The sequence below is a fragment of the Pseudomonas sp. TH21 genome (assembly GCF_016651025.1).
GTDB lineage: Bacteria > Pseudomonadota > Gammaproteobacteria > Pseudomonadales > Pseudomonadaceae > Aquipseudomonas > Aquipseudomonas aylmerensis.
On sequence record NZ_JAEKEQ010000001.1, the window covers coordinates 4,987,203 to 5,000,381 of the forward strand.

The window sequence follows — 13,179 nt, forward strand, 5'->3', positions numbered from 1 at the left end:
CGCTTACGGACAAAGGCGTCGTTACCCGCAATGGCTTGCAGCGCCATCTGAGGGAACGGCGCTTTTTTGTGAACGAAAAGGTAGGTGTTGGATGAACGATTCGGTAGGCAGCAGCCCGGCGAGCGACCCGCTGGCCTGGGTCAACGGCAGCGATGCCCCGGAAAAAAGCAGCCTCGATCTGGGCTTCATGGCCTTGAGCGATTGCGCATCGCTGGTGGTGGCTGCCACCCAGGGCTTCGCTCAACCTTACGGACTGACCCTGAACCTCAAGCGCCAAAGCTCGTGGGCCAACCTGCGCGACAAACTGGTCAGTGGTGAACTGGATGCCGCCCACAGCCTTTATGGGCTGATCTATGCAGTGCACCTGGGCATCGGCGGCGTCGCGCCCACCGACATGGCGGTACTGATGGGGCTCAACCAGAACGGCCAGAGCATCAACCTGTCCCACGGCTTGCAGCAGCAAGGCGTGATCACTCCTGAAGCGCTCGACCGCCACGTGCACCAAAGCCGAACAAAACTCACCTTCGCCCAGACCTTTCCTACCGGCACCCACGCCATGTGGCTGTATTACTGGCTGGCAAGCCAGGGCATTCATCCATTGCAGGATGTGGACAGCGTCGTGGTTCCTCCCCCGCAAATGGTTGCGCACCTGCAGGCGGGACGCATCGACGGCTTCTGCGTCGGCGAGCCCTGGTGCGCCAGCGCGGTCAAGCAGAACCAGGGGTTCACCCTGGCGACCACCCAGGCGATCTGGCCGAACCATCCGGAAAAGGTTCTCGGCTGCACCCAGGCCTTTGTCGATCAATACCCCAACACCGCCCGCGTGTTGGTGATGGCGATCCTGGAGGCCAGCCGTTTTATCGAGCAGAACAACGAAAACCGCCGCTCCACCGCGCAGTTGCTCAGCGGCCGCGAGTACCTCGATGCGCCACTCGACTGCATCGAGCCGCGCCTCCTGGGCGCCTATGACGACGGCTTGGGCAACCAGTGGCAAGACCCCCACGCCCTGCGTTTTTTTGCCGGTGGCGAGGTCAACCTGCCCTACCTCTGCGATGGCATGTGGTTCATGACCCAGTTCCGGCGCTGGGGCCTGCTACGCGAAGATCCTGACTACCTGGGCGTGGCCCGCCAGGTGCAACAACTGGCGCTGTATCGCCAGGCCGCCGATGCCTTGGGTATCACTGATAACGGCCAGGACATGCGCCGCAGCCAACTGATCGACGGCAAAATCTGGGACGGCTCCGACCCCGCGGGCTACGCGCGCAGCTTCCGCCTGCACGCCATGGCTGATCATGCCAGCCGCCATGCCTTGCGCTGAGAGGAGGCCCCCGATGCTGCGAATCCTGTTGATCAACGACACCCCGCGCAAGGTCGGCCGCCTCAGGGCTGCGCTGATCGAAGCCGGTTTTGAGGTGATCGATGAGTCGGGCCTGACCATCGACCTGCCGGCGCGCGTCGAAACGGTGCGCCCGGACGTGATCCTGATCGATACCGAGTCGCCGGGCCGCGATGTGATGGAGCAAGTGGTGCTGGTCAGTCGCGACCAGCCCAGGCCGATCGTGATGTTCACCGACGAGCACGACCCGAATGTGATGCGCCAGGCGATCAAGTCCGGGGTCAGCGCCTACATCGTCGAAGGTATCCAGGCCCAGCGCCTGCAACCGATCCTCGACGTGGCCATGGCGCGTTTCGAAAGCGACCAGGCCTTGCGCGCCCAGCTGCAGGCGCGTGACCAGCAGTTGGCCGAGCGCAAGCGCATCGAGCTGGCCAAGGGCATGCTGATGAAAATGAAGGCGTGCAATGAAGAAGAGGCCTACACCTTGATGCGCCGCCAGGCCATGAGCCGCCAGCAGAAGCTGATTCAGGTGGCAGAGCAGATTATCGCCATGAACGAGCTGCTCGGCTGATGTGGCGCAGCTCTTGCTAAAGAATCATCACAGGTAGCCAACGGCGGTTGCCCCTCCACGACAAAGACGTCGCACACCCGGTTTGCCCTCGCGAACCCGGTGGCGGCGTTTTTTCGTTTTGTCCCCCTTTTCCGGGGCAAGGTGGGGCGGCCCTAGCCGGCTGTTCCATCACCAGGCCTTTTTACAAGACTCCCAACCGTTGAGGTGCGTGATGAAATCAAGCTTCTGGAAATCCGGGCACACCCCGACCCTGTTTGCCGCGTTCCTGTATTTCGACCTGAGCTTCATGGTCTGGTACCTCCTGGGTCCACTGGCGGTGCAAATTGCAGCCGACCTGCACCTGACCACTCAACAACGCGGCCTGGTCGTCGCGACTCCGATCCTCGCGGGCGCAGTACTGCGCTTCCTGATGGGCATGCTGGCCGACAAGCTGTCGCCCAAGACCGCCGGACTGATCGGCCAGGTGATTGTGATTGTCGCGTTGTTTGGCGCCTGGAAACTCGGCATCCACAGTTACGAGCAAGCGTTGCTGCTTGGGGTGTTCCTCGGCATGGCTGGCGCATCGTTCGCCGTGGCGCTGCCGTTGGCGTCGCAGTGGTATCCGGCTGAACACCAGGGCAAGGCCATGGGCATTGCCGGTGCCGGCAACTCGGGCACGGTGTTCGCCGCCTTGCTCGCCCCGGTGCTGGCAGCCGCGTTTGGCTGGAGCAACGTGTTCGGTTTTGCCTTGATTCCACTGGTGCTGACCCTGGTGGTCTTCGCCTGGCTGGCGCGCAATGCACCGCAGCGGCCGCAAGCCAAATCCATGGCTGACTATTTCAAGGCACTTGGCGACCGCGACAGCTGGTGGTTCATGTTCTTCTACAGCGTGACCTTTGGCGGCTTCATCGGCCTGGCCAGCGCCCTGCCCGGCTACTTCAACGACCAGTATGGCCTGAGCCCGGTAACGGCCGGCTACTACACCGCGGCCTGCGTGTTCGGCGGCAGCCTGATGCGCCCGTTGGGCGGCGCCCTGGCGGATCGCTTCGGCGGAATCCGCACCTTGCTGGGCATGTACAGCGTGGCGGCGATCTGCATCGCGGCGGTCGGCTTCAATTTGCCCAGTTCCTACGCGGCGCTGGCCTTGTTTGTCTGCACCATGCTTGGACTGGGCGCCGGAAATGGCGCGGTATTCCAACTGGTGCCGCAACGTTTCCGGCGCGAAATCGGCGTGATGACCGGCCTGATCGGCATGGCCGGCGGCATCGGCGGTTTCGCCCTGGCAGCGGGCATGGGTGCAATCAAGCAAAGCACCGGCAGCTATCAGATGGCCTTGTGGTTGTTCGCCAGCCTGGGTGTACTGGCCTGGTTCGGCCTGCACGGCGTCAAGCGGCGCTGGAGAACCACCTGGGGTTCGGCCGCCGTGACCGCCGCACGCGTCTGATGAGCCTGCGACTGAGCGTCGCCCACGCCAGCGGCATCGGCCCTCGGGCGGAAAACCAGGACGCCCTGCGCGTCGTCACCCCCGTGGCGGAACTGGCGGCGAGCAAAGGCTACCTGTGTGCCATCGCGGACGGGGTGAGCCAGTGCGCCGATGGCGGCCTGGCCGCGCGCTCGACCGTGCAAGCCCTGGCCCTGGACTACTACGCCACGCCGCCGACCTGGGGCGTGGCTCAGTCTCTGGAGCGCTTACTGTTGGCGCAGAACCGCTGGCTACAGGCCAATGGCGGTGGCCAGCCCTTGCTCACGACCCTCAGCGCCCTGGTGTTTCGCGGGCAACGTTTTACCCTCGCCCATGTCGGCGATTGCCGGGTGTACCGCTGGCTGGACGGCGAGTTGCAGCGCATCAGCGAAGACCACGTCTGGGAGCAGCCGGGTATGCAGCATGTGCTCAAGCGTGCGCTGGGCCTGGATCAACACCTGGTGGTGGACTTCCTGGACGGCCAATTGCGCGAAGGCGAGTGCTTTGTGCTGCTCAGCGACGGCGTATGGGCAACCCTGGGCGATCACAGCATCGGTGCGATCCTGCGCGAACAAACCGACCTGGACTGGGCGGTCAACACGCTGGTGAATACTGCGCACCTGGCAGGCAGCCAGGACAATGCCAGCGCCCTGCTGGTGCGCATCGACACCCTCGGCGCAGCCACCCTCGGCGATGCGCTGGTGCAGTTGCAGCAATGGCCACTGCCCCCGCCCTTGAAAGCCGGGCAGCAGTTCGAGGGCTGGCAAGTGGAAAGCGTGCTCGCACACAGCCGACAATCCGTGCTGTACCGTGTGCGCGATGCACAGCAGCAACCCTGGCTGCTGAAAACCCTGCCGCTGAATCGCGACGATGACCACGATGCCGGACACGCCCTGTTGTCCGAGGAGTGGTTTTTGCGCCGCGTGGCCGGACGCGCATTTCCTGAAGTGCATGCCGCCAGCACGCGTCAGCATCTGTATTACGTCATGCGCGAATACCCGGGACACACCCTGGCCGAACTCTTCAAGCAACATGGTCCATTGCCGCTGGCGCAGTGGCAATCGGTGGCCGAACGCTTGCTGCGCGCGGTAGGCATGCTGCACCGGCGACAGATCCTGCACCGCGACATCAAGCCGGAAAACCTGCTGCTGGGCGACGACGGTGAGCTGCGCGTGCTGGATTTCGGCCTGGCCTACTGCCCAGGACTCTCGGAAGATCGTGCTCACGCACTGCCAGGCACCCCGAGTTTCATCGCCCCCGAGGCATTCAATGGTGAGCGCCCTACGGCTCAACAGGATTTATACAGCGTCGGTGTGTGCCTGTATTACCTGCTGACCGGGCATTATCCCTACGGTGAAATCGAAGCCTTCCAAAGGCCCCGATTCAATCAGGCCGTCAGCGCCAGCCGCTATCGCCCCGATCTGCCGGACTGGCTACCCCTCAGCCTGGAGCGAGCCGTGGCCGCCCAGCCTGCGCAACGTTATGAAACCGCCGAGGAATGGTTGTTGACGCTGGAACAGGCCGATCGCCGCGAGCTGAGTGTTCGCCCAAGGCCGCTGTTGGAGCGCGAGCCGCTGAAGGTCTGGCGGACGTTGGCGCTGCTGTCGCTGCTGATCAACCTGGTGCTGCTGTATGGACTTTTTCACGGCTGATGCCAAATCGCAGGCGAAAAAAAGCCCGGCCTAAGCCGGGCTTTTTTCTACCACTCAGTAATTACTGAGCTTGAGCTTCAACCGACGCTTCTACGCGACGGTTAACAGCACGACCAGCTTCAGTTGCGTTGTCAGCAACTGGGCGGGATTCGCCGTAACCTACTGCGGTGATGCGGCTAGGAGCCACGCCGTCTTTAACCAGGACTTGCTTAACAGCGTCAGCACGACGCTGGGACAGCTTCTGGTTGTAGGCGTCTGGACCTACGGAGTCAGTGTGACCAGCAACTTCTACGTTGGTAGCTGGGTACTGAGCCATGAAGTCGGCCAGGTTTTTCACGTCGCCGTAGCTGTTAGGCTTAACAACGGACTTGTCGAAGTCGAACTTCACGTCCAGCTCAACACGAACAACCTGAGCAACTGGAGCTTCTGGCTCTGGAGTTGGCTCTGGAGCTGGAGCTGGGGTAGGAGCTGGAGCGGCTGCGCCAGCGTTACCGCCGAAGTTTACGCCCAGGCCAACCAGTGCGGAGTAGTCCCACTTGCCGTTGTCCAGACCGTAGTCAGCTTCAACACCGGCACGAGCGTACAGGTTGTTGGTGAAGTAGTACTTCACGCCGGTACCAACGGTAGCGAAGGTAGTCTGGTCGCGACCGCTGTGGCCGTCAGCCTGAACGTTGGTACGGCTCTGGTGACCGAAACCGCCTTCTACGTATGGACGCAGGCTGTCTACGCCAGCTTGACCGAAGTGATACTGGGCAACCAGGCTGCCGGTATCGCCTTTGATCTTCTGGTTACCAGTACCGTCGTTCGAACGGGTGTGGTTGGTCTTGTCGTAGGACAGGTTCAAGGACAGGTCGTCGGTCAGGAAGTAACCGATGCGAGCGCCAGGATTGAAGCCGTCTTCGATGTGCTTGACGCTATCGTTGTACTGCTTCTTGTAGAACAGCTCGCCTTCAACTGCGCCTTGGCCTTGTGCCAGAACGCCGAAAGAAGTAGCGGCAATAAGAGAACCAATGGCCAAGCCCAAGGTGTTTTTCAGTTTCATCCGTTAAATCCCCATCTGGTGATTGTAAAGCAGTCCCACAAACCGGGGGACAACTCGGCGACAAGTCTAACAGAACTTGCCTACACGTAAGAGATATTTGCCACGCACTAAGTTTCAGTCTCGCCCGCAAATTTCTCACGTAATTTATCTAGAGCACGTTTGTAACGCATTTTTGTAGCACTCAAACCCATGTGCATGATGTCGGCGATTTCCTGAAATTCAAGCTCTGCGACAAATCGTAGCACCAGAATTTCACGGTCAATCGGGTTCACATGCACCAACCAGCGATCGAGCCCGCCCTTCTCCTCGGGTGCCGGCGCCTTTTCTTCAGACGCTTCCTCAAGGGGGTCCAGACTCAAGGCGTCCATCAAGCGACGCTTTCGCCGTTCCTTCCGATACTGCGTGATGCACTCGTTGTACGTGATGCTGTATAGCCATGTCTTGAACTTCGATTTGCCCTCGAAGTTCTTCAGGCCGTACAGCACCTTGAGCATCACTTCCTGACAGACATCATCCGCATCTCTATCGTTCCCTAAATACCTTGAACAAACGTTGAACAAAGTGCGTTGATATCTGCGCATCAATTCTTCGTACGCGCGAGTTACGTGAAACAGCTCCGTGTGCGAGCGCGCGACCAACTCCTCATCAGAGAGCTCACGGGGGTCATAGCGCGTGGACAGCGTTTGGGCTTTATTCAAAACAAGTCGTGCCGACAGTCAGGTCAATGTCCGCCACAGCCCGGTCAGCCGGGTTTGCGGCGGCGTACATTAGCAGGGTTTGCCGGATTAGCGGCTACTGACCTGCTGCTCCAGGAGAATCCGATTGGACAGCGACACCAGGTCGCCGTCATCGGTCAGCACTGTCGTCTTGACTGTGCCGATCTCCTCGATTTGCCCTTCGACCTCGCCTACACGCACCTGTTGCCCTACCTGATACAACTCACGCACATAGATTCCCGCAAGAATCTGCCCGGCAATTTCCCGGCTTCCCAACCCCATGGCCAGCGCAACGGCCAGACCAACGGTAATCAAAACAATCACAATCACGTGGTTGAGCAGGTCAGTCTTGACCTCCAACTGGCTGATCGCGACCGAAATACTGATGATGATCACCAGCCCCTGAGCGATACGCCCCAGGCCAGCAGCATAGTCCAACCCCACGCCTTCGGCGGCGCCGCGCACCAGCCCATTGGCCAGTTGCGCCAGCAAAACACCTACCAGCAGTACCAGCGCGCCGCCGAAAACCTTCGGCAAATACAGCGCCAGCATGTCGAGCGTAGCTGAAACTCGCTCAAGTCCAAGTGATTGGGCCGCAGAAACCAGAAAAATCAGCAAAACGAACCAATAGACGATCTTGCCGATCAGGGTAGAGATCGGCACCTGCAGCCCGGCACGGCCTAACAGCTTGGTCAGGCCGGTGCCTGCCATCAAGCGATCCAGGCCCAATTTCGCAAGCAATTTGGACAGCAGGGTGTCGAGCAGCTTGGCCACGACAAAGCCCAGCAATACCAGGACCAGGGCACCAAACAGGTTGGGAATGAAATTCGCCACCTTGGTCCACAATGCGGTCATCGCGGTGACCAGGCTCTGGGTCCAGAGATCAAGTTCCATATTCAATCAGCCTTATCAGCAGTGCGAGCAAGAGGTTTACGACGGGAAACCGGTGATACGTGGGCCGAACCGTTGTTCAGGGCCATCATCAACGCCGGCAGCCAACGGCCGAGCAGACCGAACAAGTCCCCCGCCCCCACCTGACGGTTGGCGGTTTTCAACACGCGGCCCAGGCAGGCGTCGTCGTCACGGTTGGACGGCGACGCATTGAGCATGTCACGCAAAGACTGTTCGAACGGATCGTGCATAAAGACCTCTCGCAAGTGTTTTAAAAGACGAGGGTAAAATTCTTGGGGTCACATAGGACCCTTCCTACGTTCAGGTCATATTCAGCTCAAACCCAGCGCAATCGTCGAAATAGCCACCATTGTCCGAGCGCGACCGACACCATCAACAGGCACGCAATCACGAATCCATAGGGGCTGGCGGAGAACGGTATCCCGCCCACATTTATACCCAACAAACCGGTCAGGAAACTCATCGGCAGGAAGATCCCGGTGATGATCCCGAAGCGATACATGGTGCGGTTCATGCGTACGCTCAAGCGCCGGTCTTCGGTCTCAAGCACAAGCCCCACGCGCTCCCGGGTCAATTCGAGCTCTTCCAGGTAGCGGGTCAGGCTGTTGTTCAATTCGTTCCAGTAGTCGGCATCGTCATCACAAAACCACGGCAACCTGATCCGCGTAAGCTGGGCAAAAATTTCCCGCTGCGGCGACAGGAATCGCTTGAGCCCGGCCGCTCGGCGGCGGATCTGCAAGACGCTGCCATGCTCCGGCGTGTACCGTTCGTCGGTATCGAGTTTTTCTTCCTCGGCATCGACGATTTCCGACAAGTCCGTGACCAGATCCTGGACCTTGTTTGTCAGGTACTGCGCCATATAAAGGATGAGTTCCGACGCGGTTTTCGGCCCCTTGCCATCCGCCAACTGCACCAGCAGTTCGTCAGTGGCGCGCAGCGGGCGCAAACGCAACGAAATCACCCGACTGGCGGCCGCAAAGATGCGCACCGACACCATGTCTTCTGGCTCAGCCCCCGGGTTGAGGTTGATCCCGCGCAGGAACAGCAGCAATTCCGAGTCCGGCAGCGGCAACAGGCGCGGGCGGGTGTTCTCCTCCAGCAACAGGTCACAGGCAAACTCGCTCAAGCCGCTGGATTTGCGCAGCCAGGTCTGGGTTTGCGGGTGACTGCGGTCCCAGTGCAGCCACAGGCTTTCCTGGGGCTGCAGTTGCAAGTCGTCGAGCTCAGTCCGGGCAATCGAACGCGCACCGCCTTTACCGTCCAGCACCAGGGCATGCACCAGCCCCCACTGCGCGTTTTCTTCCTCGAACATCCTTACCCCTGTCGTCTATTGCGGTTTATTCAGGCATTTTCAGCGGGCTTGGCGAGACGATCACGCCGTTGTTATCCGCATAGATGTACTCGCCCGGGCGGAACGTCACACCGGCAAAGGTGACCACCACGTTCAAGTCGCCGATGCCGCGCTTGTCGGTCTTCATCGGATGACTGGCCAGGGCCTGTACCCCCAGGTCGGTCTGGGCGATAACGTCGACATCACGGATGCAACCGTAGATCACCAGCCCTTCCCAACCGTTTTTCGCGGCTTTTTCGGCGATCATGTCGCCCAGCAGCGCGCGGCGCAGGGAACCGCCGCCGTCGACCACCAGCACCTTGCCAGCGCCAGGCTGGTCGGCCTGCTCCTTGACGAGGGAGTTATCTTCGAAGCACTTGATGGTGACAATCTCGCCACCGAAAGAGTCTCGGCCGCCGAAATTGCTGAACATCGGCTCGACCACCTGTACCAGGTCCGGGTAGGCGTCGCACAAGTCGGGGGTCACGTAATGGTTCATTGAAAAATTCCTTTCCGTCAAAGAAGTGTCTTTCGAAAGAAGCACGTCCGAAGCAGGTGCGAAACATCCCATCCGCCTGGCCGCAACGCAATAGCCACTGCGCGACTGAATATGACCAGAAGCGTTTACCGCGTCATATCTTAGCCGCAACCACACACGAGTGAAACGCCCTTGGCAGAGCACTGCATCAAACGCTGGCCGCGACCTCGGCCGGGGCGCCGAACAACGGTGTCAGCGGATCTTTCAGCCATTGCGCCACCAGCGGCCACACTTCCATTTGTGCGGCTTTGCTGACCAGCATCTCCACATGCCCGAAATCACCGGTAAAACCTTGCTGACGCCCCAGGCACAGGTACTGTCGATGCTGCGAACCGATTTGTTCGAACAACTTGCGGCAGGCCCAATCGGGGTCCTGGTGGTCGCCTGCAGCACTGACGGCCAGCAGCGGCACGTCAACGTCGGCCAAGCCTTTCCACCAATCCTGCTTGCCTTCGCCAAAGCGGCCAAACAGGCCATTCCAACGCATGGCTTCGACCAGCACGCCTGCCGGCTCGTCCTCCGGGCCGCGCTTGAGCCGCGAGCCGGACAGTTGACCAAACCGCTTGAGCAGCAAGCGGCCGGTCCACTCCACCGGCGGGATTTTCAACGGCCAGTGGGTGCGACTGACCTGACAGCCAAACAGGGCCACCGAGGCCACCGCCGGCGCGCCAAGATGCTGCCCGCCGAGGGCCGCCGCCAGGGTCGTGCCGCCGAGGGAGTGGCCGATCCAATGCGGGATCTGCGCACTTTGTTCGCGCACAAACGCACCAATCGCCGGCAAATCGTAACGCGCGTAATCGGCGACGCGGTTCCTGGCGTAGTCGTGATTGCGCCGCGACAGGCCATGGCCGCGCATTTCCGGGATCCACACGTCGAATCCCTGGCGCGCCAGGTAAGCCCCCAGGCCGATCCCTTTGGGCGAATACCAGAAGCGCCGATTGGAAAAACTGCCATGCAACAAAATGACCGGGATGCCCCGGTTTTCCGGGACATCGGCCAAGCCCAAACGGGTAACGGCCAACTCGACGGTACCGTCGGGGCTGTTGCCGGGTTTGAGGCGATACACATCTTCACTCAGGTCGCCACGACGTTCAGCGCTGATCAAGGCGACGGGAAACAGGTTGCTGCTGCTTTGCATAATGCTCTTGCACAAAAAAGGGCGGCGTCCGGAAGGAGTTCCGCCCTGCACAGATAAGAATGCCGGTCACCCTTGACGGGTGACCGGCACTTTTGACGTATCGACCTTAAGCCGAAGCTTGGCCTTCGGCCAGGAAGAACCAGGTTTCCAGCACGGAATCGGGGTTCAACGAGACGCTTTCGATGCCCTGCTCCATCAGCCACTTGGCCAGGTCAGGGTGATCGGAAGGGCCTTGGCCGCAAATCCCGATGTACTTGCCGGCCTTGTTGCAGGCCTGGATGGCGTTGGCCAACAGCTTCTTGACGGCCGGGTTACGCTCATCGAACAGGTGGGCGATGATCCCGGAGTCGCGGTCCAGGCCCAGGGTCAGCTGGGTCAGGTCGTTGGAACCGATGGAGAAACCGTCGAAGAATTCCAGGAACTCTTCGGCCAGGATCGCGTTGGACGGCAATTCGCACATCATGATGACGCGCAGGCCGTTTTCGCCCCGGGACAAGCCGTTTTCGGCCAGCAGGTCCACCACCTGGCTCGCCTCGCCCAGGGTGCGCACGAAGGGCACCATGATCTCGACGTTGGTCAGGCCCATCTCGTTACGCACGCGCTTGAGGGCGCGGCATTCGAGTTCGAAGCAGTCACGGAACGCTTCGCTGATGTAACGCGAGGCGCCACGGAAACCCAGCATCGGGTTTTCTTCTTCCGGCTCGTAGAGCTTGCCACCGATCAGGTTGGCGTATTCGTTGGACTTGAAGTCCGAGAGCCGCACGATGACCTTTTTCGGGTAGAACGCCGCTGCCAGGGTGCTGATGCCTTCCACCAGCTTCTCGACATAGAAGCCCACCGGGTCGTTGTAGCCGGCGATGCGCTTGTCGACGCTTTCCTTGATGTCCAGCGGCAGGCCGTCGTAGTTCAACAGGGCCTTGGGGTGCACGCCGATCATGCGGTTGATGATGAATTCCAGGCGGGCCAGGCCCACACCGGCGTTCGGCAACTGCGCGAAGTCGAAGGCGCGGTCCGGGTTGCCGACGTTCATCATGATCTTGAACGGCAGGTCAGGCATGGCGTCGATGGAGTTTTGCTTGATGTCGAAGCCCAGTTCGCCTTCGAAGATGAAACCGGTGTCGCCTTCAGCGCAGGACACGGTCACGCCCTGGCCGTCCTTGAGCAGTTGGGTCGCGTTGCCGCAACCCACTACCGCAGGAATCCCCAGCTCACGCGCGATGATCGCCGCGTGGCAGGTACGCCCGCCACGGTTGGTGACGATGGCGCTGGCACGCTTCATCACCGGCTCCCAGTCCGGGTCGGTCATGTCGGACACCAGCACGTCGCCTGGCTGGACTTTGTCCATCTCGGACACGTCCTTGATGATCCGCACCTTGCCGGCGCCGATGCGCTGGCCGATGGCGCGGCCTTCCACCAGGACGGTGCCGGTTTCCTTGAGCAGGTAGCGTTCCATGACGTTGGCCGAAGTGCGGCTTTTCACGGTTTCCGGACGTGCCTGCACGATGTACAGCTTGCCGTCGTCACCGTCCTTGGCCCATTCGATGTCCATCGGGCACTTGTAGTGCTTCTCGATGATCATCGCCTGCTTGGCCAACTCGCTGACTTCAGCGTCGGTCAGGCAGAAGCGCGCGCGCTCGGCCTTGTCGACTTCAACGGTTTTCACCGAGCGACCGGCCTTGGCCTCGTCGCCGTAGATCATCTTGATGGCCTTGCTGCCCAGGTTGCGGCGCAGGATGGCCGGGCGACCCGCTTCGAGGGTGCCCTTGTGTACGTAGAATTCGTCGGGGTTGACCGCGCCTTGTACGACGGTTTCGCCCAGGCCGTAGGCGCCGGTGATGAACACCACGTCACGGAAACCCGATTCGGTATCCAGGGTGAACATCACGCCGGCGGTGCCGGTTTCCGAACGCACCATGCGCTGCACGCCAGCAGACAGGGCCACCAGCTTGTGGTCGAAACCCTGGTGCACGCGGTAGGAAATGGCGCGATCGTTGAACAGCGAGGCGAACACTTCCTTGGCCGCGCGGATCACGTTTTCCACGCCACGGATATTAAGGAAGGTTTCCTGCTGGCCGGCGAAGGAGGCGTCCGGCAAGTCTTCGGCGGTGGCCGAGGAGCGCACGGCAACCGCCATGTCCGGGTTGCCGGCCGAGAGCGTCGCGAAGGCGCTGCGGATTTCTTCGTTGAGCTTCTCGGGGAACTCGGCGTCCATGATCCACTGGCGGATCTGGGCGCCGGTCTTGGCCAGGGCGTTGACGTCATCGACGTCCAGAGCGTCCAGCGCGGCGTGGATCTGAGCGTTGAGGCCGCTCAGCTCAAGGAAATCGCGGTAAGCCTGGGCCGTGGTGGCGAAACCACCGGGCACCGACACACCAGCGCCTGCAAGATTACTGATCATCTCGCCGAGGGATGCGTTCTTGCCCCCCACGTGCTCTACATCATGGACGCCGAGCTTATCGAGGGAAACTACGTACTCTACCAAGGTGATCTCTCCACTTTCTGT

The 13,179-nt window shown here is 60.9% G+C and carries 12 protein-coding genes; 4 read left to right on the forward strand and 8 right to left on the reverse strand.

Translation table 11 applies throughout. The features are described 5' to 3' along the window. Positions 1 to 91 precede the first annotated feature (91 nt). From JFU04_RS21930 to JFU04_RS21945, 4 genes are all read left to right on the forward strand, one after another. Complete coding sequence (locus JFU04_RS21930; protein ID WP_201145705.1) at positions 92 to 1,318, forward strand: CmpA/NrtA family ABC transporter substrate-binding protein; 1,227 nt, start codon at positions 92 to 94, stop codon at positions 1,316 to 1,318. Between the two features lie 13 nt (positions 1,319 to 1,331). Beyond that, entirely contained in the window at positions 1,332 to 1,907 is a 576-nt protein-coding gene (locus tag JFU04_RS21935; RefSeq protein ID WP_065909533.1) for an ANTAR domain-containing response regulator, read from the forward strand. Between the two features lie 211 nt (positions 1,908 to 2,118). Further along, positions 2,119 to 3,330, forward strand: a complete 1,212-nt coding sequence (locus JFU04_RS21940) for a nitrate/nitrite transporter (RefSeq protein ID WP_065909531.1) — start codon at positions 2,119 to 2,121, stop codon at positions 3,328 to 3,330. Next, positions 3,330 to 5,000, forward strand: coding sequence for a bifunctional protein-serine/threonine kinase/phosphatase (locus JFU04_RS21945; RefSeq protein WP_201145706.1), 1,671 nt, complete (start codon positions 3,330 to 3,332; stop codon positions 4,998 to 5,000). The genes JFU04_RS21940 and JFU04_RS21945 overlap by 1 nt, the downstream gene beginning before the upstream one ends. Before the next feature lie 61 nt (positions 5,001 to 5,061). Here JFU04_RS21945 and JFU04_RS21950 read toward each other — a convergent pair whose 3' ends face one another. From JFU04_RS21950 to ppsA, 8 genes are all read right to left on the reverse strand, one after another. Continuing rightward, positions 5,062 to 6,042: an OmpA family protein gene (locus JFU04_RS21950; RefSeq protein ID WP_015885346.1), complete on the reverse strand. Its 981-nt coding sequence runs from the start codon at positions 6,040 to 6,042 to the stop codon at positions 5,062 to 5,064. Positions 6,043 to 6,149: 107 nt separating this feature from the next. Beyond that, positions 6,150 to 6,740 carry an RNA polymerase sigma factor SigX gene (gene sigX, locus JFU04_RS21955; RefSeq protein WP_003193286.1) on the reverse strand — a complete coding sequence of 197 codons (591 nt, stop codon included), beginning with the start codon at positions 6,738 to 6,740 and terminating at the stop codon, positions 6,150 to 6,152. A gap of 87 nt (positions 6,741 to 6,827) precedes the next feature. Continuing rightward, on the reverse strand, positions 6,828 to 7,652 hold the full coding sequence (locus tag JFU04_RS21960) for a mechanosensitive ion channel family protein (protein ID WP_003175519.1): 825 nt from the start codon (positions 7,650 to 7,652) through the stop codon (positions 6,828 to 6,830). Positions 7,653 to 7,654: 2 nt separating this feature from the next. Next, positions 7,655 to 7,900 carry a hypothetical protein gene (locus tag JFU04_RS21965; RefSeq protein ID WP_005790375.1) on the reverse strand — a complete coding sequence of 82 codons (246 nt, stop codon included), beginning with the start codon at positions 7,898 to 7,900 and terminating at the stop codon, positions 7,655 to 7,657. An 86-nt stretch (positions 7,901 to 7,986) separates the two neighbouring features. Then, on the reverse strand, positions 7,987 to 8,982 hold the full coding sequence (locus tag JFU04_RS21970) for a zinc transporter ZntB (RefSeq protein ID WP_065909525.1): 996 nt from the start codon (positions 8,980 to 8,982) through the stop codon (positions 7,987 to 7,989). Between the two features lie 25 nt (positions 8,983 to 9,007). Further along, the gene (gene rraA, locus JFU04_RS21975) at positions 9,008 to 9,499 is read right to left on the reverse strand and encodes a ribonuclease E activity regulator RraA (protein WP_032887592.1); all 492 of its coding nucleotides are present in this window, start codon (positions 9,497 to 9,499) and stop codon (positions 9,008 to 9,010) included. Between the two features lie 187 nt (positions 9,500 to 9,686). Continuing rightward, positions 9,687 to 10,676: an alpha/beta fold hydrolase gene (locus JFU04_RS21980; RefSeq protein ID WP_201145707.1), complete on the reverse strand. Its 990-nt coding sequence runs from the start codon at positions 10,674 to 10,676 to the stop codon at positions 9,687 to 9,689. 106 nt (positions 10,677 to 10,782) lie between these two features. Then, positions 10,783 to 13,158, reverse strand: coding sequence for a phosphoenolpyruvate synthase (ppsA, locus tag JFU04_RS21985; RefSeq protein ID WP_106802940.1), 2,376 nt, complete (start codon positions 13,156 to 13,158; stop codon positions 10,783 to 10,785). Positions 13,159 to 13,179: the final 21 nt, after the last annotated feature.

What these genes read in the sequence shown, in the direction of transcription:
- JFU04_RS21930 (WP_201145705.1), top strand. Translation starts at nt 92, where the DNA reads ATGAACGATTCGGTAGGCAGCAGCCCGGCGAGCGACCCGCTGGCCTGG.
- JFU04_RS21935 (WP_065909533.1), top strand. Translation starts at nt 1,332, where the DNA reads ATGCTGCGAATCCTGTTGATCAACGACACCCCGCGCAAGGTCGGCCGC.
- JFU04_RS21940 (WP_065909531.1), top strand. Translation starts at nt 2,119, where the DNA reads ATGAAATCAAGCTTCTGGAAATCCGGGCACACCCCGACCCTGTTTGCC.
- JFU04_RS21945 (WP_201145706.1), top strand. Translation starts at nt 3,330, where the DNA reads ATGAGCCTGCGACTGAGCGTCGCCCACGCCAGCGGCATCGGCCCTCGG.
- JFU04_RS21950 (WP_015885346.1), bottom strand. Translation starts at nt 6,042, where the DNA reads ATGAAACTGAAAAACACCTTGGGCTTGGCCATTGGTTCTCTTATTGCC.
- JFU04_RS21960 (WP_003175519.1), bottom strand. Translation starts at nt 7,652, where the DNA reads ATGGAACTTGATCTCTGGACCCAGAGCCTGGTCACCGCGATGACCGCA.
- JFU04_RS21965 (WP_005790375.1), bottom strand. Translation starts at nt 7,900, where the DNA reads ATGCACGATCCGTTCGAACAGTCTTTGCGTGACATGCTCAATGCGTCG.
- JFU04_RS21970 (WP_065909525.1), bottom strand. Translation starts at nt 8,982, where the DNA reads ATGTTCGAGGAAGAAAACGCGCAGTGGGGGCTGGTGCATGCCCTGGTG.
- rraA (WP_032887592.1), bottom strand. Translation starts at nt 9,499, where the DNA reads ATGAACCATTACGTGACCCCCGACTTGTGCGACGCCTACCCGGACCTG.
- JFU04_RS21980 (WP_201145707.1), bottom strand. Translation starts at nt 10,676, where the DNA reads ATGCAAAGCAGCAGCAACCTGTTTCCCGTCGCCTTGATCAGCGCTGAA.